23 protein-coding genes are annotated in these 23,633 nt (G+C 55.8%); 10 read left to right on the top strand and 13 right to left on the bottom strand.

The annotated features are described in order from the left end of the window. Window positions 1-156: 156 nt before the first annotated feature. Genes KW841_RS17640 through KW841_RS17620 form a run of 5 tightly spaced genes read right to left on the bottom strand, consistent with a single transcriptional unit; the run spans window position 157 to window position 3,736 of the window. Entirely contained in the window at window positions 157-609 is a 453-nt protein-coding gene (locus tag KW841_RS17640; protein WP_218478651.1) for a PaaI family thioesterase, read from the bottom strand. A 2-nt stretch (window positions 610-611) separates the two neighbouring features. After that, window positions 612-1,643, bottom strand: a complete 1,032-nt coding sequence (locus KW841_RS17635; protein WP_218478648.1) for a fatty acid desaturase — start codon at window positions 1,641-1,643, stop codon at window positions 612-614. Next, window positions 1,643-2,377 carry a class I SAM-dependent methyltransferase gene (locus KW841_RS17630; RefSeq protein WP_218478646.1) on the bottom strand — a complete coding sequence of 245 codons (735 nt, stop codon included), beginning with the start codon at window positions 2,375-2,377 and terminating at the stop codon, window positions 1,643-1,645. The genes KW841_RS17635 and KW841_RS17630 overlap by 1 nt, the downstream gene beginning before the upstream one ends. Next, window positions 2,364-3,026 carry a hypothetical protein gene (locus KW841_RS17625; protein ID WP_007975945.1) on the bottom strand — a complete coding sequence of 221 codons (663 nt, stop codon included), beginning with the start codon at window positions 3,024-3,026 and terminating at the stop codon, window positions 2,364-2,366. Before KW841_RS17625 ends, KW841_RS17630 begins: the two co-directional genes overlap by 14 nt. Before the next feature lie 20 nt (window positions 3,027-3,046). Beyond that, complete coding sequence (locus KW841_RS17620) at window positions 3,047-3,736, bottom strand: iron-containing redox enzyme family protein (protein ID WP_218478644.1); 690 nt, start codon at window positions 3,734-3,736, stop codon at window positions 3,047-3,049. 350 nt (window positions 3,737-4,086) lie between these two features. Between KW841_RS17620 and KW841_RS17615 the strand changes: the two genes are divergently transcribed. The 3 genes from KW841_RS17615 to gorA all read left to right on the top strand — a co-directional run bounded on the left by KW841_RS17615 (window position 4,087) and on the right by gorA (window position 6,838). Beyond that, on the top strand, window positions 4,087-4,857 hold the full coding sequence (locus KW841_RS17615) for a helix-turn-helix transcriptional regulator (RefSeq protein WP_218478642.1): 771 nt from the start codon (window positions 4,087-4,089) through the stop codon (window positions 4,855-4,857). Between the two features lie 24 nt (window positions 4,858-4,881). Beyond that, the gene (locus KW841_RS17610; RefSeq protein WP_218478640.1) at window positions 4,882-5,301 is read left to right on the top strand and encodes a PaaI family thioesterase; all 420 of its coding nucleotides are present in this window, start codon (window positions 4,882-4,884) and stop codon (window positions 5,299-5,301) included. A 178-nt stretch (window positions 5,302-5,479) separates the two neighbouring features. After that, complete coding sequence (gene gorA, locus KW841_RS17605) at window positions 5,480-6,838, top strand: glutathione-disulfide reductase (RefSeq protein ID WP_218478638.1); 1,359 nt, start codon at window positions 5,480-5,482, stop codon at window positions 6,836-6,838. On the opposite strand, the gene KW841_RS17600 is transcribed toward gorA, so the two are convergent. After that, window positions 6,835-7,845 carry a DNA-binding protein gene (locus KW841_RS17600; RefSeq protein ID WP_218478636.1) on the bottom strand — a complete coding sequence of 337 codons (1,011 nt, stop codon included), beginning with the start codon at window positions 7,843-7,845 and terminating at the stop codon, window positions 6,835-6,837. The two genes, gorA and KW841_RS17600, sit on opposite strands and share 4 nt — an antisense overlap. A gap of 296 nt (window positions 7,846-8,141) precedes the next feature. On the opposite strand from KW841_RS17600, the gene KW841_RS17595 reads away from it, so the two are divergent. The 3 genes from KW841_RS17595 (at window position 8,142) to ahpF (ending at window position 11,477) form a co-directional block, all read left to right on the top strand. Continuing rightward, the gene (locus tag KW841_RS17595; RefSeq protein WP_218478635.1) at window positions 8,142-9,080 is read left to right on the top strand and encodes a site-specific integrase; all 939 of its coding nucleotides are present in this window, start codon (window positions 8,142-8,144) and stop codon (window positions 9,078-9,080) included. A 138-nt stretch (window positions 9,081-9,218) separates the two neighbouring features. Continuing rightward, on the top strand, window positions 9,219-9,782 hold the full coding sequence (gene ahpC, locus KW841_RS17590; RefSeq protein ID WP_007975937.1) for an alkyl hydroperoxide reductase subunit C: 564 nt from the start codon (window positions 9,219-9,221) through the stop codon (window positions 9,780-9,782). Window positions 9,783-9,914: 132 nt separating this feature from the next. Next, window positions 9,915-11,477 carry an alkyl hydroperoxide reductase subunit F gene (gene ahpF / locus KW841_RS17585; RefSeq protein WP_218478633.1) on the top strand — a complete coding sequence of 521 codons (1,563 nt, stop codon included), beginning with the start codon at window positions 9,915-9,917 and terminating at the stop codon, window positions 11,475-11,477. Between the two features lie 175 nt (window positions 11,478-11,652). Here the strand turns inward: ahpF and gloA are convergent, their stop codons facing one another. After that, window positions 11,653-12,174 (bottom strand): lactoylglutathione lyase, encoded by a 522-nt coding sequence (gene gloA, locus KW841_RS17580; protein WP_007975935.1) that lies wholly within the window; start codon window positions 12,172-12,174, stop codon window positions 11,653-11,655. Between the two features lie 144 nt (window positions 12,175-12,318). Between gloA and KW841_RS17575 the strand changes: the two genes are divergently transcribed. Next, window positions 12,319-12,837 (top strand): DUF4946 domain-containing protein, encoded by a 519-nt coding sequence (locus tag KW841_RS17575; RefSeq protein ID WP_218478985.1) that lies wholly within the window; start codon window positions 12,319-12,321, stop codon window positions 12,835-12,837. A 165-nt stretch (window positions 12,838-13,002) separates the two neighbouring features. On the opposite strand, the gene KW841_RS17570 is transcribed toward KW841_RS17575, so the two are convergent. The 3 genes from KW841_RS17570 to KW841_RS17560 all read right to left on the bottom strand — a co-directional run bounded on the left by KW841_RS17570 (window position 13,003) and on the right by KW841_RS17560 (window position 16,128). Next, window positions 13,003-13,365 carry a histone-like nucleoid-structuring protein, MvaT/MvaU family gene (locus KW841_RS17570; RefSeq protein WP_008065377.1) on the bottom strand — a complete coding sequence of 121 codons (363 nt, stop codon included), beginning with the start codon at window positions 13,363-13,365 and terminating at the stop codon, window positions 13,003-13,005. Window positions 13,366-13,598: 233 nt separating this feature from the next. After that, window positions 13,599-15,131 carry a cyclic diguanylate phosphodiesterase gene (locus KW841_RS17565; protein ID WP_218478631.1) on the bottom strand — a complete coding sequence of 511 codons (1,533 nt, stop codon included), beginning with the start codon at window positions 15,129-15,131 and terminating at the stop codon, window positions 13,599-13,601. 124 nt (window positions 15,132-15,255) lie between these two features. Further along, entirely contained in the window at window positions 15,256-16,128 is an 873-nt protein-coding gene (locus KW841_RS17560) for a LysR family transcriptional regulator (RefSeq protein ID WP_218478628.1), read from the bottom strand. Window positions 16,129-16,206: 78 nt separating this feature from the next. Here KW841_RS17560 and KW841_RS17555 point away from each other — a divergent pair, with 78 nt between their 5' ends. Both KW841_RS17555 and hppD read left to right on the top strand, forming a co-directional pair. After that, window positions 16,207-17,151 (top strand): DMT family transporter, encoded by a 945-nt coding sequence (locus KW841_RS17555; RefSeq protein WP_218478626.1) that lies wholly within the window; start codon window positions 16,207-16,209, stop codon window positions 17,149-17,151. 250 nt (window positions 17,152-17,401) lie between these two features. Continuing rightward, window positions 17,402-18,478 carry a 4-hydroxyphenylpyruvate dioxygenase gene (gene hppD, locus KW841_RS17550; protein WP_007979060.1) on the top strand — a complete coding sequence of 359 codons (1,077 nt, stop codon included), beginning with the start codon at window positions 17,402-17,404 and terminating at the stop codon, window positions 18,476-18,478. A 126-nt stretch (window positions 18,479-18,604) separates the two neighbouring features. Here the strand turns inward: hppD and rarD are convergent, their stop codons facing one another. The 3 genes from rarD to KW841_RS17535 form a co-directional block, all read right to left on the bottom strand. Next, window positions 18,605-19,486 carry an EamA family transporter RarD gene (gene rarD / locus KW841_RS17545; protein WP_104447288.1) on the bottom strand — a complete coding sequence of 294 codons (882 nt, stop codon included), beginning with the start codon at window positions 19,484-19,486 and terminating at the stop codon, window positions 18,605-18,607. Window positions 19,487-19,683: 197 nt separating this feature from the next. Further along, a complete protein-coding gene (locus KW841_RS17540; RefSeq protein ID WP_218478624.1) occupies window positions 19,684-20,697 on the bottom strand; it encodes an aldo/keto reductase in 1,014 nt (337 codons plus the stop codon). 184 nt (window positions 20,698-20,881) lie between these two features. Then, window positions 20,882-22,192, bottom strand: a complete 1,311-nt coding sequence (locus tag KW841_RS17535; RefSeq protein ID WP_218478622.1) for an MFS transporter — start codon at window positions 22,190-22,192, stop codon at window positions 20,882-20,884. Between the two features lie 170 nt (window positions 22,193-22,362). On the opposite strand from KW841_RS17535, the gene KW841_RS17530 reads away from it, so the two are divergent. Further along, on the top strand, window positions 22,363-23,484 hold the full coding sequence (locus KW841_RS17530) for a sugar diacid recognition domain-containing protein (RefSeq protein ID WP_218478621.1): 1,122 nt from the start codon (window positions 22,363-22,365) through the stop codon (window positions 23,482-23,484). Window positions 23,485-23,633: the final 149 nt, after the last annotated feature.

The following is a 23,633-nucleotide window of genomic DNA, read 5'->3' as shown; positions in this document are numbered from 1 at the left end:
TGTGAGAATTTACTTGATTTAGTGTTAAATAAAGTAATAGACAAAGCAAATGCCCCGACATCGTTCGGGGCGTTTGCTTTTATATCGTAGTAAGACATGCCGATGCCTGAAAGGCATGTTGCTATTTTATATGGGGAGAATTTTAGCTTTATATATCTAAATTTTTTGGCTTGTGCCGAGTTCTATCGAACGCCAGACGCCACTTGCTATGGCAATGAGTTTTTCGCTTACTCGAAGCTCGCCGGATACAAATACCAAGTTGCCGGTAATCTTATTGACCCTTGCAGTACCTATAACCCAGTCACCAGCTTTTGCCCCAGCAACAAAGTCGGTGTGTAAACTCACCGTGATACATGGTTTATTTCCAGTTGCATGAAAGGCAGTACCGCCCAAGGAGTGGTCGAGAAAGGTCATAATCATGCCTCCATGCAGACGTTCCAGCGAATTCAAGTGTTTCTGATCAATTTGGAACTTGAATGACCAAGCGTTTGCCTCGTTCTTGTGCAACAAAGGGCCAACCGTTTGTTCAAAGCCATCATAGGAAAATAGCTGGGGGAAAGGCTCATACCCGTCAGGGTCTTTGTTATACGTTTCCGGGAGTGCATCCATGATTACCTCGGTCTTGTTTTTTCGGTTGTAAGGTGAGGGGAGTGTTTGTCCAATATCCATCGCCAAAGTGGTGGAAAAAGCGCAATTATTGCCATGGTGAAATATCCATATGGCATAACAGGCGCATCGGATTGTTGGCTCAAGGCATGAAAGGGTTTGGCTGGATGGACGTGGTGATCTGAATGATGTCCTAGATTAAATAATGCATAGTTGGTCAGTGAGTAATTGTCCCAAGAGCTTGAGTAGCTTGGTTTGCGACTGCCTCCGTTCCGGTTTAGCCCGTAGTGCTGCATGTAATTCACTGTTTCAAGAACAAGCACTGCAATGACACCTTGAGCTATAAATGCAGCAAGCGCAATTGGTCCAAGAAGAAGCAGTATAGCTATGTAAAGGAGACTCTGAATAATCCACAGACTTATAGCGCGGTTGTGAATGGGATGATACTGATGGCCTGAGAATATTGCAGATCGAGCACATTCTCTTTTCAACATAGATATGCCACCAAAAAAAATTGATCGGATGTAAAATTTGTATAGGGACTGGCCGTGTTGTGCTGATGAGTGGTCCTTCTCTGTTGCTACGTTGGGGTGATGGCTGTACAGGTGTTGCAGTTTGAAGTGGGGATAGCTCGATAGAAGCATGAGGGCGGTGCCTAAGTGCTTGCTTATGGACGTTCCCCTATGAAACATTTCATGGGCTAAAACAATTCCAATAATTCCTGTTGTTAATCCGCAGTTGTAGATTAGTACGATTTTTTCGAAAGATGTAAATTTTTCATATGGAATGGTAATGATCGTGCTGGCTACTACGGCAATTACAATTAGAGCGGTAAGTCGAGAAATGAACTCTGGTATTGCTGGAAAATAAGCATTTTTATTTGTTGGGGCGACTGGCTTGCCTAATATTTCGATAGCAGGATAAACCACAGTGCCAAGAATTATAGTGATGTAGATCCAGTTGCCACCGTTCCATAAACCTAGTCCGACAGACATAGGGTGAAGTAAGGCTAGACAATACGCCCAATCACGAACCATTAAATTGACTCCACAAGCATGCCCACAGGGGTAAAGGGGGTGACCTTGTATGGTAAGTCGGCAATCCGAATAATGAATTCCATCTCTTGGATGCTATAGGCTCGTCTGTGTGACGCTACTCCATCACTGATGAAGCTACTGGAGTAAAAAGGCGATAGAGACTGTACGAGTGCAGGCCCATAAAAAGTGCGCCGTAGATCAAAAATTATCACTTTTTTGGAAATCCTCTTTAATTCCCGAAGTAGTTTGATAACAATACCCGCTGGAAAGTGGTGCAGTGCCTGGCAGTTCAGCGCGATATCAAATTTCAGGTTTGAGAATAAAAGATTGGTGGCGTCTGCAACAAGCCATTCAATGTTCATATGTCTGAAGGCTGTTGTGTTGGTTTCTATGTGGCGTTGTGAAAGATCACTTCCTACGGCATGAATGTGAAATTCACCATGATCAACTTGCGATGTCACACTCCTGAGCAACCAACAACTTCCTCCACAAACTTCAATAACCGATACACTACCCGCTGCTTGAGCTCGTATATTTTTTAGTATGAAGTCGGTGAGCTTTCGCTTGAGTCCAGATGCATTTGCGAGTGCTTCCAAATCTCTGACAACTTCGGCCGCCAATTCACTTTCAGGAAATAGGTCAAGAATTTCCGCCTTTTCCCGATAGATTAGTCTGTCAACAAAGCCAAAATGCTGTTGGCGATAGGCAGCGAGCTGTTCTTCAAATGGTATCATGTGACAAGCTTTTTTGTTTTAACTCGGGTTGAAGAAACTCGACATGCTTTCGCCGCTGACGAATCGCTCTCATCGTTTTCTGTTGGTGAAAATACCGATTAGACCGTTCCTTTAGATAGAGCGCCGCGGAACTCTCATTTGTTTGGTAGTATATGATCCAATCGTCGATATCATCACGCCCCAGCAAGTGAAGAGGGGGGTGATCGATCGGAACCAAGCCAAACTCCACAAAGTATCTAAGTGTTTGATATCGAGTTATTCCGACTATGAAATCGAAATTGTCTTTGATTGCTCGAGTTGCAGCTTCTTGGAGTAGAATGCCAATCGCAATGTTGCCGCGAAAATTCGGCGTTAAAACAACATTAGTTGCTTCTAGAAGTCTTGGTCTGTACCCGATATCGGGCAGGTATCGAAAGTAAGGATTTGCCTCGGAATACAGGGTTTCGCATAGGCCAAGTGTCCCTTCCATTTTTTCGTCAAAGTACAGGCCGAAGCACTTGGTGTCTGGTCCAGGCAAAATTGATGATGTGAAAAAACCGAGCGGCTCGTAGGATTGCCTGAGGATTTTTTCATACTGATACGTTGAGTCAGGATCTGATCGATCTATCTCTCGAATTGAGTAATTTCTCAGGTCATAAAAATCTTTCATGCACTTCTCCGATCTGAGCGTTACGCCAATGCAGAGTTTAGAGGCGGCACGTCGGCTGTATCTGCCGTCAATACGTCATTGAATAACTGACCGTACAAGCGGAACGTCATACGGCGTGCATGCACTACGTACTCCAGTTCGTTATCATGAACGAACTCAATTGCCTCAATTGCTTCCTGTAGGTGCTTCGCATCGAATCCTCCATGACTGCGCAAGAATGTCACTGCGTTACTTGGTATCCCATATTGTTCCGTCATGACATCTGCGAACATGGTGCCGAAGTCGGCTCCTAGCCCTTCGGTAGCCGTCGCGACCCCGAGGATGCCAACGGGATTGCCATAGGTTGCCATATAATAGTTCTGGGTAATCAAGCCCCAAGCGCCTGCAGAAGGCTGGGAATTAAGAAGGAAGTCCGAATCAAGGCCAATATTTTTCAGATCCTTGATGCAGAAAAGATCGTGGCCATTCTCTTCAAGAACTTGTTCAAAAAACCAGTTGCGAAGCCCCCGACGATCATCGCTCAGGCGCGCTCCACCCAAGGCCAGCATTCGGGACGTGTGACGTACTAAGTGATAGGTCTCACGAAGGTAAGATGCGTAATGAGCGCTGGTCATGCCACCGCTCGCAACGACTCTCAACAGTGGATTGGTTTCAACGAACTGTTTATATTCGTTCTTCGTCTTCTGTACGATCAAGTCAAACTTGTGCATGTTGACTCTCCTGGCGATTGGAATCCTTACGATAATCGCCATTTCTGAGCGCTAGAATAGGAAAAATGTACCATTGACCCATTGATGAGACCTGTTGCCCATATTCGTCTACACGTAGCCTCTATCCTGCGTGCTCCTCCTCGCTATTCTGAGTTATGGTTTCTTCACGCTACAGGGATAGAGGTCTAGGAGTCCGAATTTCGCCAGGCAAACTATCTCCAAAGCTAAAAGGATTAATTTGTTACAAGTTTGTGTTGACGCGTCATGCCTGGGTGCTATCTTATTCGCGTTACTCTGATTGATAACTTGCATATTAAAAATAATAAATAAAATAAAAAGAAGAGTTATATATGACGCATCAATTGCCCGAGAGTTTACTTGATAGCGCGATGCCTCTATCAGATTGTTCAAGTCCATCATTGGGCTTGATTCGGGGGAAAATGCGTAATTGCTGGGACTTTCTCCGATTTTTTCAACGACTCACTGATCAAGCCGTTAGATATGATGCGTGTTTTTTTGGGTGTGGTGTGTTGCATGCTCTCGGTGTGTCGTTGGATCGCGAAATTACCCATAACCTGCCTCTATCATATCGAAAGGGTATCAGAACGACTGCAGGGGGTGTGCAAAGTCCCCCGCTGTCGACTTGGTTTGCTTCGGGTAAGCCACTGTTGGTAAAGATACCCAGCCAATTATGTTCAGCATGGGAGGAAAACTTCGTTGCTCATGGATATAGAAATATGGTTATCCATGGCTTTTCTGATAGAGAAGCCGGAACGGTCTCTATCTTCGGGTTTTACAACTATATCTCTGAAAGTGATGATAGGGTGGTCGACCTTCTCAATGCTATTGCAGCTATTACTCATTCTGCATTACATGAGCTTCCTCAAACTATTGGGCGCGAATTTCATCTGGTGGATAGTAAAAAGCCGGTGGCCCTGACGGAGCGAGAAGAAGAGGTTATCTACTGGGTAAGTCAAGGTAAAACTAACGCGGATATAGCGATCATCCTTGGTATTAGTTCAAATACTGTTAGAAATCACCTGCACAATGCGTCGGAAAAACTGTCTGCAAGCAATAGAGTGGAGCTTGTTTCCTTTATGGCTCAACGTTGTACCGGTTAATGGTATAAATTCGGAGAATACGTAATGGATAGGAAAGCATTTTTCTGGATGGTACAGGAGGGGCGTTTGCCGCCACCGAGAGCAGCTGAAACACTAGGAATAAAAATCTTAAAAGTTGATGCTAATGAAGGAAGTGTTGAAGTCTTGTTTGAGGCTATCGACGCTTTTACGAATCCGGAGGGCAATATACAGGGAGGGTTCCTTGCCGCGATGCTTGACGACACGATGGGGCCAGCCCTAGCTGCAACACTTGACGAGGGTGAGTTTGCGCCAACCTTGAGCCTGAATGTTAATTTTCATGCCCCGGCCAAAATAGGGGCTCTGATCGGGAGGGGGCGGGTAGTCAAGCGCGGAGGACGGGTTTGCTTTCTCTCTGGTGAGCTTGAGCAGTTGGGTCAAGTCATCGCGACTGCGAGCGCTACTGTGTTGATCCGAAAGCTATAGGGGGCAAAAGATAACTTCCTGACTATGGCAAAATACCCGGATCACAACAATTGATTGAAAATTAGGTCGGACGGCGAATCGCTCGAGTAGGTTTTTTACTTTTCGGCCTCATATCGTCTGCAGTGCTTGCCCCACAAATGTCTACGGGTATGCTGTTGGCCTGCCGAGGAGATTGAAAATGGCCTACGATTTTGACCTTTATGTGATTGGTGCCGGTTCCGGCGGTGTACGGGCTGCGCGGTTTGCCGCCGGGTTTGGCGCGAAAGTGGCGGTGGCCGAGAGTCGCTACCTGGGCGGCACTTGTGTGAACGTCGGCTGCGTGCCGAAAAAATTGCTGGTCTACGGTGCGCACTTCGCCGAGGACTTCGAGCAGGCATCCGGTTTTGGCTGGAGCCTGGACGAGGCGCAGTTCGATTGGGCGACACTGATCGCCAACAAGGACCGCGAGATCAATCGCCTCAATGGCATTTATCGCAACCTTCTGGTCAACAGCGGCGTGACCTTGCATGAGGGGCACGCGAAAATCGTCGATCCGCATCAGGTCGAGATCAATGGCAAGCGCTTTACCGCCAGGAACATCCTGATCGCGACCGGCGGCTGGCCGCAGATTCCGGAGATTCCGGGGCACGAGCATGCCATCAGTTCCAACCAGGCATTCTTCCTCAAAGAGCTGCCCAAGCGGGTGTTGGTGGTGGGCGGTGGCTACATTGCCGTCGAGTTCGCCGGGATCTTCCATGGTCTGGGCGCCGAGACTACGTTGCTGTATCGCGGCGAACTGTTCCTGCGCGGCTTTGACGGTTCCGTGCGCAAGCACTTGCAGGAAGAGTTGACCAAGCGCGGCATGGACCTGCAATTCAACGCGGACATCGAGCGTATCGACAAGCAGGCCGATGGCAGCCTGAAAGTCACGCTCAAGGACGGCCGCCAGCTGGAAGCCGATTGTGTGTTCTACGCCACCGGGCGTCGTCCGATGCTGGACAATCTCGGGCTGGAAAACACCGGGGTCAAGCTCGACAAGAAGGGTTTTGTCGAGGTCGACGAACTGTATCAGACCGCCGAGCCGTCGATCCTGGCGCTGGGCGATGTGATCGGTCGTGTTCAACTGACGCCGGTTGCGCTGGCTGAAGGCATGGCGGTTGCGCGCCGTCTGTTCAAGCCCGAGCAGTATCGTCCGGTGGATTACAAGATGATCCCGACGGCGGTGTTCAGCCTGCCGAACATCGGCACCGTCGGTTTGACCGAAGAAGAGGCCCGCGAAGCCGGCCACGAGGTGCAGATCTTCGAAAGCCGCTTCCGGCCAATGAAGCTGACCCTGACAGAGTGTCAGGAGCGTACGCTGATGAAGCTGGTGGTGGATGCCAGGACCGACAAGGTATTGGGTTGCCACATGGTTGGCCCGGATGCCGGTGAAATCGTCCAGGGCCTGGCGATTGCCTTGAAGGCCGGCGCCACCAAGCGCGACTTCGACGAAACCATCGGTGTGCACCCGACGGCCGCCGAAGAGTTCGTCACCATGCGCACGCCGGTCGCCGGTTAATCGTCCTTCGCTGCGTCTGCCGCTGCCGCAAGGGTCGCGGCCAGACGTACGCGTTCTTCCAGCTCCGTCCGGGTCTTGGTCAGTTCAGTTTCCAGTGACTTGTTGAGCTGCGACTGCTCATCGACGTTCTGCTTGAGTGCCTGACTTTCCAGCAAGGCGACGCGCAGGCGTTCCTGGAGGAGGGTGCGCTCGCCGTCGACGCGGGTGGCCTGTTCCAGCAACTGATCCTGGCGGGTATTGCTTTGCTTGAGCTGTTCCTGCAGCAGGCTCAGCTCGCGCAGTGTGCCGCGGTTTTCAGTCAGCAAGCGTTCGTTGTCGCGGTGCAACTGGGTGATTTCATCCTGGCGTACCAGTGCGCTTTGTTGTGCCTGGCGCAGTTCCATCTGTAGCTGTTGCACCTGGCCTTCGTGGCGACTCATTTCCTGTTCGCGCTGTTCCTTGACCGCATTGCGGTAGTGCTCCAGAGCATCGCGAGTGTGCAGGTGCTTTTCCTCAAGGGAGCGGATCTGCTCGTCCTTGTCTTTCAAACGCAATTCGAAATCGGCCAGCGCCTGGTTCATCCCGGCGTTACGGGTTTGCTCCGTTTGCAGCATGGCGCGGGTTTCGTGCAGGGCCTCGGACTCCTGAGTCAGTGCCAGGCTCTGGAACTCGTATTGCTGGTGCAGTTCGCTGTTGGCCTCTTGCGCTTCGCCGAGCTGTTTTTCCAGCGCCTTGCGTTGTTCCTCGTACTGCGTGCGCGCCTGGTCGATGGGTTCCTGCGCCTGCTCCTTGAGTCTTTGGGCGAGCCGCGCCACCAGTGCCATCAGTTCGTCGTCAATCGGTTCCGCTGGCGCTTCGACCGTCTCGTTCCTGTCATCGAGTTCTTTGAGGTAGCGATGAATCGTGGTTTTCGAGCCGGTATTGCCCATTTCGATCCGTACGGCATCGATGCTGGGGTTTTCGCCACGGGCGAGGATCGCCAACCGAGCGGCTTGCACCACCGCTTTATTTACACCGCCGCGTGCCATGAGATCTCCCGGGTTTTGTTGATGTGGTACGTACCACGTAAATACACATTGTACCATTCAATTGATAAAGTTAAATGCTGAATCTCACTAACACGGGATATACTGGTATTACCCCGTGTGATGGCAGTTTCGAGGTATTCCTCGCGCTATTTCCGTACACAAACCCTTGTAGGAGCGAGCTTGCTCGCGATAAACACGAGACCGCCGCGGGGCACCTGCCAACCAGCGTCATCGTTAACGATCATCGCGAGCGAGCTCGCTCCTACAGTCAGTCGGTTAAAACAGGTTCATGTCCTATGAGCGATCTGGATCGCTATCTGCAAGCCGCGACACGCGACAACACCCGTCGCAGCTATCGGGCAGCCATCGAACACTTCGAAGTCACGTGGGGCGGGTTTCTGCCGGCAACCGGCGACAGCGTGGCGCGCTACCTGGTGGCGCATGCCGGGGTGTTGTCGATCAATACGCTGAAGCTGCGCTTGTCGGCCTTGGCGCAGTGGCACAACAGCCAGGGTTTTGCCGACCCCACCAAGGCGCCGGTGGTGCGCAAGGTGTTCAAGGGCATCCGCGCGCTGCACCCGGCCCAGGAAAAACAGGCCGAACCCTTGCAGCTTCGGCATCTGGAACAGGTGGTCAGTCGTCTGGAGCTGGAAGTGCAAACCGCAAGGACCGAAGGCGACCGACCGGGATTGTTGCGGGCCCGGCGCGACATGGCGTTGATCCTGCTGGGCTTCTGGCGCGGCTTTCGCAGCGACGAGTTGTGCAGGCTTCAGGTTGAACACGTGCAGGCCAGCGCCGGTTCCGGCATCAGCCTTTATCTGCCGCGCAGCAAAAGCGATCGCGACAACCTCGGCAAGACCTATCAGACGCCGGCCTTGCAGCGTTTGTGTCCGGTGCAGGCTTACATCGACTGGATCACCGAAGCGGCACTGGTGCGTGGGCCGGTGTTCCGAGGCATCGATCGCTGGGGGCGTCTGGGCGAGGAGGGATTGCACGCCAACAGCGTGATCCCCTTGTTGCGCCAGGCGCTGGAGCGGGCAGGCATTGCCGGCGAACTCTACACCAGCCATTCCTTGCGCCGCGGCTTTGCGACCTGGGCGCATCAAAGTGGCTGGGATCTGAAGTCGCTGATGAGTTATGTGGGCTGGAAGGACATGAAGTCGGCCATGCGCTACATCGAAGCCAGTCCGTTCCTCGGTATGGCGCGCCTCACGGAAAAGCCGATTGAGTCCTAGAGATCGTTTTCTTCTATAAATACAGTCGGCTAATAGCTAAAGCCAATCAGCGGCATCAGGTTTGCCAATGAGCCAACCGTCCGTCGAGTGGGTAAAGTTCTCTCCATCAACTTCTTAACCCCTGACGGAGAGTCAACGATGCCTATCATCAACAGCCAAGTTAAACCGTTCAAAGCTGATGCATTCAAAAATGGCGACTTCGTAAAAGTCTCGGACGCTGACCTGAAAGGCAAGTGGTCTGTCGTGTTCTTCTACCCGGCCGACTTCACCTTCGTCTGCCCGACCGAGCTGGAAGACCTGGCTGACAACTACGACGCCTTCCAGAAGCTGGGCGTCGAGATCTACAGCGTTTCCACCGACACCCACTTTGCCCACGCTGCCTGGCACAACACTTCGCCCGCCATCGGCAAAATCCAGTACACCATGATCGGCGACCCGACCCACGCCATCTCCCGTAACTTCGACGTGCTGATTGAAGAAGCAGGCCTGGCTGACCGTGGCACCTTCGTGATCAACCCGGAAGGCCAGATCAAGATCGTTGAACTGAACGACGGCGGTGTAGGCCGTGACGCTTCCGAGCTGCTGCGCAAGATCAAGGCAGCCCAGTACGTCGCCGCTCACCCGGGCCAGGTTTGCCCTGCCAAGTGGAAAGAAGGCGAGGCCACTCTGGCACCGTCCCTGGACCTGGTCGGCAAGATCTAAGTCTGTGATCGCTCCATCAGGGCGGGACTCCGCACCTACTCGGTAAGCTGCACCGCCCAATAAAAACGCCCGGGCGAGATTCGCTCGGGCGTTTTTTTATGTCTTCGCAAAAGCAAAAAGGAAATCGCCCGTATGTTGGACACCAATCTTAAAGCCCAGTTGAAATCGTACCTGGAACGGGTCACCCAGCCGATCGAGATCGTTGCTTCCCTCGACGACGGTGCGAAATCCCAGGAAATGCTCGAACTGTTGAAAGACGTTGCCAGTCTTTCCACCCAGATTACTTTGCTCGACAACGGTGATGATGCACGCAAGCCATCGTTCTCGATCAATCGCCCGGGAGCCGACATCAGCCTGCGTTTTGCCGGCATTCCGATGGGCCATGAATTCACTTCGCTGGTGCTGGCCTTGCTGCAAGTCGGCGGTCATCCGTCCAAGGCCAGTGTCGAGGTGATCGAACAGATTCGCTCGCTCAAAGGCGAGTTCAACTTCGAGACTTACTTCTCGCTGTCGTGCCAGAACTGCCCGGACGTGGTCCAGGCGCTGAACCTGATGGTGGTGCTCAATCCGAACATTCGCCACGTCGCTATCGACGGTGCACTGTTCCAGGCTGAAGTCGATGAGCGCCAGATCATGGCGGTCCCAAGCATCTACCTCAATGGTGTGAACTTTGGTCAGGGCCGCATGGGCCTGGAAGAGATCCTCGCCAAGATCGACACCAGTGGCATTGAGCGTCAGGCCGAGAAAATCAGCGCCAAGGATGCCTTTGACGTATTAGTGGTCGGCGGTGGCCCGGCCGGTGCTTCGGCGGCCATCTATGCGGCCCGCAAAGGCATTCGCACCGGTGTCGCTGCCGAGCGTTTTGGTGGTCAGGTGCTGGACACCATGGCCATCGAGAACTTCATTTCGGTTCAGGAAACCGAAGGGCCGAAACTGGCCGTAGCCCTGGAAGAACACGTCAAGCAGTACGACGTGGACATCATGAATCTGCAGCGTGCCGACAAACTGGTGCCCGGCAAAAATGGCGAGCTGCACCAGATTCACTTCGCCAGCGGTGCAACGCTCAAAGCCAGGACCTTGATTCTGGCGACTGGAGCGCGGTGGCGTGAAATGAGTGTCCCGGGCGAGCAGGAATACCGCAACAAAGGCGTGGCGTACTGCCCGCACTGCGACGGCCCGCTGTTCAAGGGCAAGCGCGTGGCAGTGATTGGCGGCGGTAACTCCGGCGTCGAAGCGGCCATCGACCTGGCGGGTATCGTGTCCCACGTCACGCTGCTGGAGTTCGACGTTCAGTTGCGCGCCGATGCGGTGTTGCAGCGTAAGTTGCACAGCCTGCCGAATGTCACCGTGATCACCAGTGCGCAAACCACTGAAGTCACCGGCGACGGTCAGAAGGTCAACGGCCTGCGCTACAAGGATCGCCAGAGCGACGAAGTGCGCAGCGTGGAGCTGGAAGGGATCTTTGTGCAGATCGGTTTGCTGCCCAACACCGATTGGCTCAAGGGCACCATCGAGCTGTCACCCCGTGGCGAGATCATTGTCGATGCTCGCGGTGAAACGTCGGTGCCGGGTGTGTTCGCCGCCGGCGACGTGACCACTGTGCCGTACAAGCAAATCGTGATCGCGGTGGGCGAGGGCGCCAAGGCTTCGCTAAGCGCCTTCGATCACCTGATCCGCACGTCCGCACCGGCATAAAACCCGGCGCTGAAAACACAAAACCCCATGAACGATCATGGGGTTTTTTGTGTTTTGCACATCACCAATGTGGGAGCGGGCTTGCTCGCGAAGGCGTAGTGTCAGTCACTTAAATGTCGAATGATGCGACGCCTTCGCGAGCAAGCCCGCTCCCACAAGGGATTTGCGGTATGGCTTAGAGTGGTGCTGGCTGGATGATCTCGACCCAGTAAGCGTCCGGGTCCTTGATGAATGCCAGGCTCTTCATGCGGCCATCGTTCAGGCGTTTCTGGAAATCGCAGCCCAGCGCTTCAAAGCGCTCGCAGGCGGCGACGATGTCCGGCACCGAAATGCAGATATGGCCGAAACCGCGCGGATCGGTGTTGCCATTGTGGTAGGCGAAGTCCGGGTCGTTCTCGGTACCGTGGTTGTGGGTCAGCTCCAGAATGCCGGGGATCGATTTCATCCACTCGGTGCGCGCGGCGGCATCGGCCGGGATCTGGTTTTTGTCGACCAACGCCAGGAAATACAGGCTGAACTCGGCTTCCGGGAAGTCGCGTTTTTCCACCAGGGTAAAGCCCAGGATGCGTGTGTAGAAGTCCAGGGACTTGGTGATGTCCTTGACGCGCAGCATGGTGTGGTTGAAGACAAATTTCTGCGTAGCGGTGTCCGGTTGGGCGGTGACGCCGGGGAAGGTGTTCAATTCGTGCAGGCTCATGGGCCCTCCGGGAAATATGTGGGCTAACGAATGGTGACAATGATACGCAAGGGGTCGGACATCGCCAAACCCAAACAGTCGGCTATTGCCTGACAGCCGGCCTGGGCCCAGACTTTACGGCTTGATCCGTGAGTGCCGATTGCAATGATCCGATACTGTAACCTGCTGTTTGTCCTGCTGAGTGTGTTTTCGCTGGTGGGTGCTGCTCATGCCGATGCGCCAGTGGTGACCTGGCCGCAAGGCTGGCAGGTCGAAGCCGTCCCGGATGCTGCGTCGGGAGTCAGTCGCCAGCGGGCGGTGAAAAATGATCAGGATGGATCGCCGCTCCTGGTGATGGAGCTGACCATGAGCCCGGTGCAAAGCGATCATCAGGTAAACCTCGAAGGCGTATTGCTGGAAATGCGTAAGTCAGTTCAAAAAGACTTCTTTCAGGGTGGGTATCAAAGTGTTTGTACGCGAATTCATTCGGCTACCTTGAGTCGATTGGCCGCGCTGGAAACAACCTGCACCGTCACGCAAAACGGCCGGCATGTGCTTTCGCAAACATTGGTGGCCGCGGTGGATGCCGATAAGGCCTATGTTTTTTCCTACGCAGGGCAGGCCGAGGCTTTTAAGGCGAGCCAGGATGAAATAGACGCAGCCCGTAACAGCTTGAAACTTTAGTTGGCGACAGTGCTTTTTCGATGCATGAAAAAAAATTTTAGATATCCAAATGGATTAAGCGCAAAGTAGTTGGCGGCCAGGTAGTTGTCTTGTGCTCGCCACGGGCATTTAGATAGCCCATGAAAAAGCCCTGCATAAGCAGGGCTTTTTTTGTCGCCGCGAGAGTTAGCCGCGCAGCCAGGAGTCAACGGTGGCTGCACCGTACTGTTCTTTCCAGGCTTTCAGGCCGCGGTGATTGCCGCCCTTGGTTTCAATCAGCTCGCCGGTGTGCGGGTTCTGGTAAACCTTGACCACACGAGCGCGGCGGGTTTTCGGTGCTGCTTGCTGCAGGCCGGATTTTGCCGGGTTCGGGTCGAGAATGGCGATGATGTCGCGCAAGCTCTTGCCATAGGTTTTCATCAAGCCCTGGAGCTTCTCTTCGAATTCGATTTCTTTCTTGAGCCCGGCATCGTTCTTCAGGGATTCCAACTGCTTGAGCTGTTCTTGAAGGGCCTTTTCGGCTGCACGAAATTCAGCGAGTCTGGACAATATCTTTACTCCAATAGTGTGTTTGGCTGATACCAACCGCAAACAAAGCTATAAGCCAAGAGCCTTGAAGCGACTCGGTGATAGTGGCTCACCTGCCAAATTAGCGCAGGCAGGAAAAATTGTAGTAGTTAATTGGCCAAGAGTAAATCCTGTCTTTTTCTTCATGTAACGGCAGTAGTGTCTTGATTCAAATTTATGCCTGTAGTCGTTGTTTTATCGATTAAATTTTCGAGTTAATGGTCGCTTAATGCACTAATGAATTCCGCCCCGGGCATGGGTTTGCCGAACAGATAACCCTGCAGGAAGTTGACCTGGCGAGCGCTGAGGTAATCACTCTGCTCGGGGGTTTCGACACCTTCGGCCACCAGGTCAAGGTCGAGTTTGACGGCCAGGTCGATGATGCTGTCGAGGATGTGGCTGGAGAGGGTGTCGATGCCGATCATGGCGACAAAACTCTGGTCTATTTTCAGGAAGTCGACATTGAACTGCCGCAGGTAGCCAAGGCTCGAATGACCCGTGCCGAAATCGTCGATGGCGATCTTCACGCCCAGTTCGCGAAGTTGCTCGAACAGTTGCAGGGTGATCGCCGTTGGCTCGATCAGTTCGCGTTCGGTCAGTTCCAGTACCAGGTAGATCGAGCCTGGCTCGAACGCATCGAGAAACTCGCGACAATCCTTGACCAGGTCCAGGTCCTGACAATGGCTGGCGGTAATGTTGATGCCAATGTGAAAGGGTTTGTTGAATCTGGCGGATTGCGGCGCGAGCAGGGCGGCGGTTTGTCGCATGAGCGAACGGGTCATCGGTACGATCAGTCCGCAGTGCTCGGCAAACGGGATGAACAGGTCCGGACGCACCAGGCCTTCCTTTGGATGTTTCCAGCGCATCAGCACTTCAGTGCCGGACCAGCGTTTGCTGTCGCCATGCACCACGGGCTGGAAATACGGAATGAACTCTGCGGCTTCCAGTGCCCGTTGCATTTCCTGGGTGGGGGCCGATGAGCGCTTTTGCAGGAAGTGACCAATTGCTCCGGCAATCACGCCGAAGAAAATCAGCAGACTGAACAGGGGAGGATACTCGCTGCTCATGTATCGCCAGGTTTCGCCTTTGGGGAAACCGGCTTCCACGGCAAAGGCATAGTGCCCGGAGGCCAAGCGGCTCTGGGCAACGGGTAGTTCAGGCGCGGCACCGGTGTGAACCTTGCCATCGGCGGACATCCAGTCTGGGCCAACTTGCAGCACCAGCAAAGTCTGGCGGCCGATCAAGCGCAGAACGTTGCCCAAGTGATAACCATAGAGGGTCGTCAGCGCACCTTTTTTTCCTTCGCTCAGGCGGTACACCAGCAAGGAGGCGTTGGGCGTCACCGAATTGCCGCTCATGAGCCACAAAGCGCCCTGGGTGTAATCGCCGGGGCTGACCGTCTCCTGATAGTCGCCGAACAGCGAACTGCAATAGAGGTTGTTATCCCACACCAGACTGGTCGAGCGCACGAATGGGAGGCGGGTGACCTGCTCGCGCAGCGCCAGATTGACCTCATCGCAACGTTGGCCAGCCATCGGCAGCAGTTCGCGAGCGGCCTGAGAGGCGTTGTCGAGCATCAAGTCGAACTGACGAACCGCTTCCTCGGCGGTTTTTTCGGTGTCTTGCTTGAGCGCACGCCCTGCCTGTATGTAAAGAATGGTGGCCCCCAGCAGCACCGGGAGCAATCCACAGAGCAGGGTGACAGCAATTTTCGTGCTGCGACTGCGGGTTTTGGCTTTCAGCGGCATTCGCGAATCCTGTCACGAAGAAGTAAGGCTCTCAACAACTGGCAGGGCGATACGCCTCCCATAAAGAGTTCGGATAAGGGCCATGATAGTTGGCCCTTGGTAGTTATGCTGGTCGCTATGCCGCTCAATGCAGGTCGAGGCGTGCGGCCAGTTCGATAAAGGCCCGCGTCGCGGGTGATGCCTGGCGTCGATCGAGTACCGCCAGGCCGACCTGGCGCACCACCGTCGGTGACAGCGGTTTTTTCACATAGCGGCTGTCAGATTGATAGGGCAACGAACTTTCGGCGACTACCGTCACCCCGTCGCCACGAGCGACGACATCCAGGGTGCTCATCAGCTGTGAGCAGCGATAACGGATGTTGGGCGTCAGTCGGGCCGCGGTGAACAGGCGTGAAACCAGCTCCGAAGACCCGGCCTCGGTCAGCACAAACGGGACGTCGCACAGGTCCTTGAGGTTCAGGCTGTCGTGAACCGTCAGCGGGTGGTCGGCGGGCAGCAGCGCGACCATCTGGTCTTCGATCAGCGCGACCGTATCGAAACGCTCCTCGGGCAACACCACAAAGCCGATGTCGATCCGTCGCTCTTCCAGCCACTGCAGCACCTGGCGGTCAGGGCCTTCGTCAATATGCACTTCTATGCCGGGATGGGCGACGCGGTAATGCTGCAGAATCAACGGCAACAATTTGATTGAGGAAGTCGGCCCGAACGAGCCGATACGCAGCGTGCCAGTTTTCATGCCCCGGGCATCGGCCGCTTCCTGGCGCAGGGTGTTGGCCAGGCCCAGCATCGCGCGGGCGCGCAGCAGCAATTGCTGGCCAATATCGCTTGGCTCGACCCGGGTTTGATGCCGGCGCAACAACTCGACCCCCAGTTCTTGCTCCAAAGATTTCAAGGCATGGGACACCGCCGATTGGGAAATGCCCAGGCGATTGGCCGCTGGCGTGAAGCCGTGGAGTTCGGCCACGAGGGAGAAAATCTCCAATTGAGTGAGGGTCATGAGTGTTTGCTCATTTTACGATGACTAAGTATTAGTCGAATGATAGATCATCTCTCCGATATCCGACCCTGGAATCTTATGACGATCTGTGAGCATACCCTGTCAAAACCCTCGGATCTGCCGGTCTATCTGAAACTGGCGGGAGTCAGCATGGTATGGGGTGGCACCTTCGTTGCCGGGCGCTTTCTGGCCGACGACCTCAGCCCGCTGTTGGCTGCCAGCCTGCGGTTTTTACTGGCCAGCGTGGCATTGCTGCTGTTTGTACGAATGGCGCGGATACCGCTGCTCCGGCCCAGCGCCCGGCAATGGCGGCAATTGGTCTTGCTTGGCTTTTTCGGGATCTTCTTCTACAACCTGTGCTTCTTTTATGGCCTGCACTACATCAACGCTTCACGGGCATCCTTGATCGTGGCGCTGAACCCGGCCGTGATCGGGCTGGCTTCCTGGTTGCTGTTCAAGGAGCATTTGAACCGGGCAAAGATCGCCGGTATAGCGATCTGCATGGCGGGCGCGAGCATGGTGATCGTCAGTCGCAACCCGCAATTATTGGCCGCCGGTACCGATGCCTGGCTCGGCGATCTGCTGATTTTCGGCTGCGTGCTCGGCTGGGGTGTCTACTCGCTGTGCTCCAGAGAGCTGAACCAGAGCCTGGGACCGGTGCAAACGGTGACCTGTTCGATTCTGCTGGGCACCGTCATGCTCTGGATGACCTGCATCGTCCGTGGCGAGGTGAGTGTCAGCGCGATCGCCCAACTGGATGCCCGGCAATGGTTGAGCCTTTTGTACCTCGGCGTGCTGGGTTCGGCGCTGGCGTACATTGGCTACTACGATGGCATCCGCACAATCGGTGCAACGCGTTCCGGGGTGTTCATAGCCTTGAACCCGTTGACAGCGGTGATCCTGGGGGCGCTGTTGCTCGATGAGCCGTTGACGCTGGCCATGTGCCTGGGTGGCGGGCTGATACTGGCGGGGATTTTCCTCTGCAACAAACCTCTTGCGCGGGTAAGGAAAAAGGGGATTTGATACAGAAGGCGGACAAATTGATTTACGCTGTGTAGAATCGGGTTACGCATACAATAATAATCGTCTTGTGGCAGCAGAAGCCTCGCCCGCAAGAGCCTTGGGTCGACAATGAAGATATTCGGGTTTCAACTGATCTACGGTGATTTTCTCGCCCGCAGTGTGCGAGGCATCTCCTGTGCGCCACCCAGCGGTCTCAGCATTGCTTACAACTAACCTTAGTTAATTGATAAAAAATGATGAGGCGCCAACCATGGCAGATTTATACGAAAACCCAATGGGCCTGATGGGCTTTGAATTCATCGAGCTCGCATCGCCGACCCCGAACACCCTGGAGCCGATCTTCGAGATCATGGGCTTCACCAAGGTCGCGACCCACCGCTCCAAGGACGTGCACCTGTATCGTCAGGGCGCGATCAACCTGATCCTCAACAACGAACCCCACAGCGTCGCCTCGTACTTTGCGGCCGAGCACGGCCCGTCGGTGTGCGGCATGGCGTTCCGCGTCAAGGATTCGCAGAAAGCCTACAAGCGCGCCCTGGAACTCGGCGCCCAGCCGATCCACATCGAAACCGGCCCGATGGAGCTGAACCTGCCGGCGATCAAAGGCATTGGTGGCGCGCCGCTGTACCTGATCGACCGTTTCGGTGAAGGCAGTTCGATCTATGACATCGACTTCGTGTTCATCGAAGGCGTTGACCGCCACCCGGTCGGTGCCGGTCTGAAGATCATCGATCACCTGACCCATAACGTGTATCGCGGTCGCATGGCCTACTGGGCCAACTTCTACGAGAAGCTGTTCAACTTCCGCGAAATCCGCTACTTCGACATCAAGGGCGAGTACACCGGCCTGACCTCCAAGGCCATGACCGCACCCGATGGCATGATCCGCATCCCGTTGAACGAAGAATCGTCCAAGGGCGCCGGGCAGATCGAAGAGTTCCTGATGCAGTTCAACGGCGAAGGCATCCAGCACGTTGCCTTCCTGTCCGATGACCTGCTCAAGACCTGGGATCACCTGAAGAGCATCGGCATGCGCTTCATGACCGCACCACCGGACACCTACTACGAAATGCTCGAAGGCCGTTTGCCGAACCACGGCGAGCCGGTGGGCGAACTGCAGGCACGTGGCATCCTGCTGGACGGTTCGTCCGAGTCGGGCGACAAGCGTCTGCTGTTGCAGATCTTCTCGGAAACCCTGATGGGGCCGGTGTTCTTCGAGTTCATCCAGCGCAAGGGTGACGACGGTTTCGGCGAAGGCAACTTCAAGGCGCTGTTCGAATCCATCGAGCGGGATCAGGTTCGTCGTGGCGTGTTGTCCACGGACTAAACCATTACACCGATAAAACTGTGGGAGCGAGCTTGCTCGCGATGACGGTGTGTCAGTCAACATTGATGTTGAATGTACAACCGCTATCGCGAGCAAGCTCGCTCCCACATTGTTTTGTGTCGGTGGTTAAGGCCTGCGCTGCCGCACCAGATGTTTGAACCCTTCAAACACCAGCACCAGCACCGCCATCCAGATCGGGATATAGGTCAACCATTCGCCGGCCTTGATACTCTCCCCCAACAGCAGCGCCACGCCCAGCAGCAACACCGGTTCGACGTAGCTCAACAAACCGAACAGGCTGAACGGCAGCAGGCGACTGGCAATGATGTAGACCACCAGCGCTGAAGCGCTGATCACGCCGAGCAGCGGGATCAACAGCGACAACCATGGGTGCTGGTCAAACACGAGAAACCCCTGTGCACCGCTCTGAACGAACCAGAAGGCCACGGGCAGCGTCAACGCCATGTCCAGCCACAAGCCGCCGAGGTTGTCCGCTGCCAGCCGCTTGCGCAGAACGAAGTAAGTCGGATAACCAATGCAGACCAGCAAGGTCGCCCAGGAAAAACCACCAACCTGATACACCTCGTTGACCACGCCCAGGCAGGCGAACACCACGGCGACCTTTTGCAGGTACGACAGGCGTTCGCCATAGGCGATCCGCCCGGTCAACACCATGGTCAGCGGCAGCAGGAAGTAACCGAGGGATACATCCAGGCTGTAGCCGTTGAGCGGCGCCCACATGAACAGCCACAATTGCACGCCGAGCAGGGCAGAGGAGGCGATCAACGCGCCAATCAGCTTCGGATCGGCCTTGGCGCGCCGCACGATCTCCAGCACGCGCTTCCACTCGCCGGACACCACCATGAACACGGTCATGCACGGCACGGTCAGCAGCATGCGCCAACCGAAGATTTCCACGCCGCTCAAGGGGGTGAGCAGCGACGTGTAGTAATACATGACGGCAAACAGCACCGAGGCTGAAACCGATAGAGCGATACCTTTAGACAAGCTGTCCTCGCGTGATTTTGAGTGAGAGTGAAACGGGCGCAGAGGATACGTGTTTTTTCAGACGAATATTGACCGATCAATTAACACGGAACCTGTGGGAGCGAGCTTGCTCGCGATAGCGGTACACCAGCCAACATTGATGTTGAATGTGAATCTGCTATCGCGAGCAAGCTCGCTCCCACATGGGAAAGGGCAGATCAGCTATTGCGCGGTTTACGCCCCGACACAAAATGGCTCACATCATTGAACCCCGGTGTCGACGCATGCCCCGGTGTCACCAGCGCATCGATGAACGCCTCGTCCTCGGCCGTGATCTTCACCGCCTGCGCGTTAGTGTAGGCGTCCCATTGCGCTTCGGTACGCGGCCCGACAATGGCCGAGGTCACAGCGCTGTTGTTCAGCACCCAGGCAATCGCGAACTCGACGATGCCGACGCCGCGCTCCTGGGTGTACTGCTGGATCTGCTGGGCGATGCGCAGGGATTCGACGCGCCATTCAGTCTCAAGGATGCGTTTGTCCTGGCGACCGGCACGGCTGTTGGCGTCCGGTTTCACATCCGGCGCGTATTTCCCGCTGAGCACCCCGCGTGCCAGCGGGCTGTAGGGCACCACGCCCAGACCGTAGTTTTGCGCCGCCGTGATCTGTTCGGTTTCAGCCTGGCGGTTGACGATGTTGTACAGCGGCTGGCTGATCACCGGCCGGTCGACGCCGAGCTTGTCAGCCACGCGAATCACTTCGGCGATGCGCCAGCCACGATAATTGGACAGGCCCCAATAGCGGATCTTGCCCTGGCGAATCAAGTCGCCAATGGCCGATACCGTGACGTCCAGCGGCGTGTTGTGGTCTTCACGGTGCAGGTAGTAGATGTCGAGATAGTCGGTGCCCAGGCGCGTGAGGCTGGCGTCGAGACCGTTGAACAGATGCTTGCGACTCAGGCCGCTGCGGTTGGGGACACCGTCCACGGGACCGAAGCCGACCTTGGTCGCCAGCACCCATTCATGACGGCGGCTGGCGATGGCCTCGCCGACGATTTCCTCGGAACGGCCGTTGGTGTAGACGTCGGCGGTATCGATGAAATTGATGCCCTGGTCCCAGGCCTTGTCGATGATCCGCAGGGAGTCTTCGGTACTGGTCTGTTCGCCGAACATCATCGTGCCCAGGGTCAGGGTGGACACCTGCAGACCCGAATGACCCAGTGTGCGATAGCTCATGAGCAAATCCTTTTACCGGTGGGAAAGGCTCAATCAGATACCAGAACTGCACCCTGGAGCAAACGCAAATCAAATCAAATGTGGGAGCGGGCTTGCTCGCGAATGCGGTGGATCAGTCGACAATATTGTTGTCTGACCCACCGCCATCGCGAGCAAGCCCGCTCCCACACCGGATTTGTGGGGATCAGGCGCGCAACGTACGAGTCATGCGCAACGCCAGCAGACTGCCGCAGACAATCACTCCCGCCAGCAGGTACAGCGCCGCATCGGTCGAACCGGTGCTGTCCTTGACCCAGCCCACCAGGTACGGGCTGAGGAAACCGGCCATCTGGCCCATCGAGTTGATCAGCGCCAGGCCACCGGCGGCAGCGCCGGCACTGAGCAGGGCGGTCGGCACCGGCCAGAACATCGGCAGGCCGGTGAGGGCGCCCATGGTGGCGATGGTCAGGCCGAGAATCGCGATGGCCGGGTTGGCGGCGAAGTTCACCGCGATCAGCAGCCCCAGCGCGCCCATCAGCATCGGCACCACCAGATGCCAGCGACGTTCTTTGCGCAGGTCCGCCGAACGGCCGACGAGCAGCATGAACACTGCCGCCAGCAGGTACGGAATCGCACTGAGCCAGCCGATCACCAGGTTATCGCTGAAACCCAGGTTCTTGATGATCGATGGCAACCAGAAGTTGATCGCGTACACGCCGCTCTGGATGCAGAAGTAGATCAGGCCGAAGGCCCAGATCGCCGGGTTCTTGAACACCGCCAGCAGCGAATCAGTGGTGGTTTTCGGTTTGTTGGCGAGGTCTTCGGCGTGGTCGGCTTCCAGCACCGAACGCTCGAACGGGGTCAGCCATTTCGCATTGGCGTAGCTGTCACTGAGCAGGAAGTAAGCCAGAGCGCCCAGGATCACGGTCGGAACACCTTGCAGCAGGAACATCCACTGCCAGCCGGCGAGGCCGCCCTGGCCGGCGGCGAAGTGGTTGAGAATCCAGCCGGAGAAGGGGCTGCCGAGCAGGCCGGAGACCGGGATCGCCGACATGAACAGCGCCATGATGCGGCCACGGCGGAAGGTCGGGAACCACTGCGAGAGATACAGCACCACGCCTGGGAAGAACCCGGCTTCGGCGGCACCGGTAAACAGGCGCAGGGTATAGAACTCGGTGGGCGTGGTGACAAACAGCAGGCAGGTCGACAGCGTGCCCCAGGTCATCATCATCAGCGCGATCCAGCGCCGTGGTCCGAATCTGGTCAAGGCCAGGTTGCTGGGTACGCCACACAGCACGTAACCGATAAAGAAAATGCCGGCGCCCAGGCCGTACACGGTTTCGCTGAACTTCAGCGCGTCGAGCATCTGCAGCTTGGCAAATCCAACGTTGACCCGGTCGAGGTAGTTGAACAGGTAGCAGATGAAAATGAAGGGGATCAAACGCAGGGTGATGCGCTTGTAGACGGCGTTTTTGTCGTCAGCGATGGCCTCGGACGCTACGGCGCTCTGTGTCATGGCGGCTCTCTCTTTATTATGATTTTTTGCGATGCAAAGGGTAACGTTGATCGCCCAGAGAGTCTCGACCACCCTCAGGGTGGCTGTCTTTGTGCCTGAGCACAGGGTTTGCAACCAAGGCCTGTGCGGGTGAACAACCCGTTCCATCACCGTCTTCAAGGATCACTTGCATGTTCGAACTCGATCACGACCTGGCCCAGGACATCGTCGACCGGGCGATGGCCATTCTGCCGTACAACGTCAACGTCATGGACAACCAGGGCCTGATCCTGGGCAGCGGCGAACCGGAGCGGGTCAACACCCGGCATGAAGGCGCGCAACTGGTCCTGGCCAACGGCCGCGTGGTGGAGATCGATGCGCAGACAGCGATTCATCTCAAGGGCGTGCAGCCGGGCATCAACCTGCCGCTGTTGCTCGATCAGCGCCTGATCGGCGTGCTGGGTATCACTGGCGAACCCGAGCAACTGCGCACCTATGCCGAACTGGTGCGCATGACCGCCGAGATGCTGGTAGCCCAGCGCAACCAGCAGGCCGAACAGCAATGGCGGCGCCAGCGTTGCGATGATCTGCTGGCGCTGCTGCTCAGCGAAGCCGGGGATTCTCCGAGGCTGATCGATGAAGCGCAGCAGTTGGGCCTCAAGCCGCAAATGACCCGGGTGCCGTACCTGTTCGAACTGGGCCTGGAACATGCTGCGGGGCAAACCGTCGAGGCACTGAGTGCCTGGTTGACCACCCGCCACCCGGACAGTTGGTGTGTCAGCTCGGCCAAGACCTCATTGCTCTGGTGCCGGCCGGCCAGCCAGACGATCGAGAACGAGCGCTTGCTGGACAAACTTGACGGCCTCGGCTGGAACATCCTGCGCATTGCCGTCGGTGGGCAAGCCGATGGGCTGGCGGGGTTGCGTCGCTGTTATCGCCGGGTCGGTGACTTGCTGGCCTACGGGCGCGAAGTGTTGCCGCGCTCCCGGTTGTTGACGCTCAACCGCTATCGACTGCCGGTGATGCTCTGGCGCCACCGCAACGACGACGCCCTCGACGAATTGCTCAACCCGCTGCGCAAGGTCATTGCCAAGGACAGCAATGGTCAGTTGCTGGCAACCCTGCGCAGTTGGTGTGAACACGACGGCCAGAGCCAGGCCTGCGCCGATGCGCTGGGCATCCATCGCAACAGCCTGCGTTATCGCATGGAGCGGATTGCCGAGCTCAGCGGCGTCGACCCGCTGCGGCTTGATGGAATGCTCGCGTTGTACCTCGGCGTGCAACTCCTCCCCGAGTCAGACACTCAACTGTGAATCACACAATCCCCTGTGGGAGCGGGCTTGCCCGCGAAGAGGCCATCACATCCCACATCAATGCTCAATGACACACCGCTTTCGCGAGCAAGCCCGCTCCCACAAAAAGCAGGTGCTTTGTGGAAATGAACAATAATCCTCAACACCGC

Origin of the sequence: Pseudomonas sp. PDM28 (genome assembly GCF_019219115.1) — a bacterium.
In the GTDB taxonomy this organism is placed as follows: domain Bacteria; phylum Pseudomonadota; class Gammaproteobacteria; order Pseudomonadales; family Pseudomonadaceae; genus Aquipseudomonas; species Aquipseudomonas laurylsulfatiphila.
The sequence above is the reverse complement of the archived record's forward strand: the minus strand, read 5'-3'. Positions and strand labels throughout refer to the sequence as shown.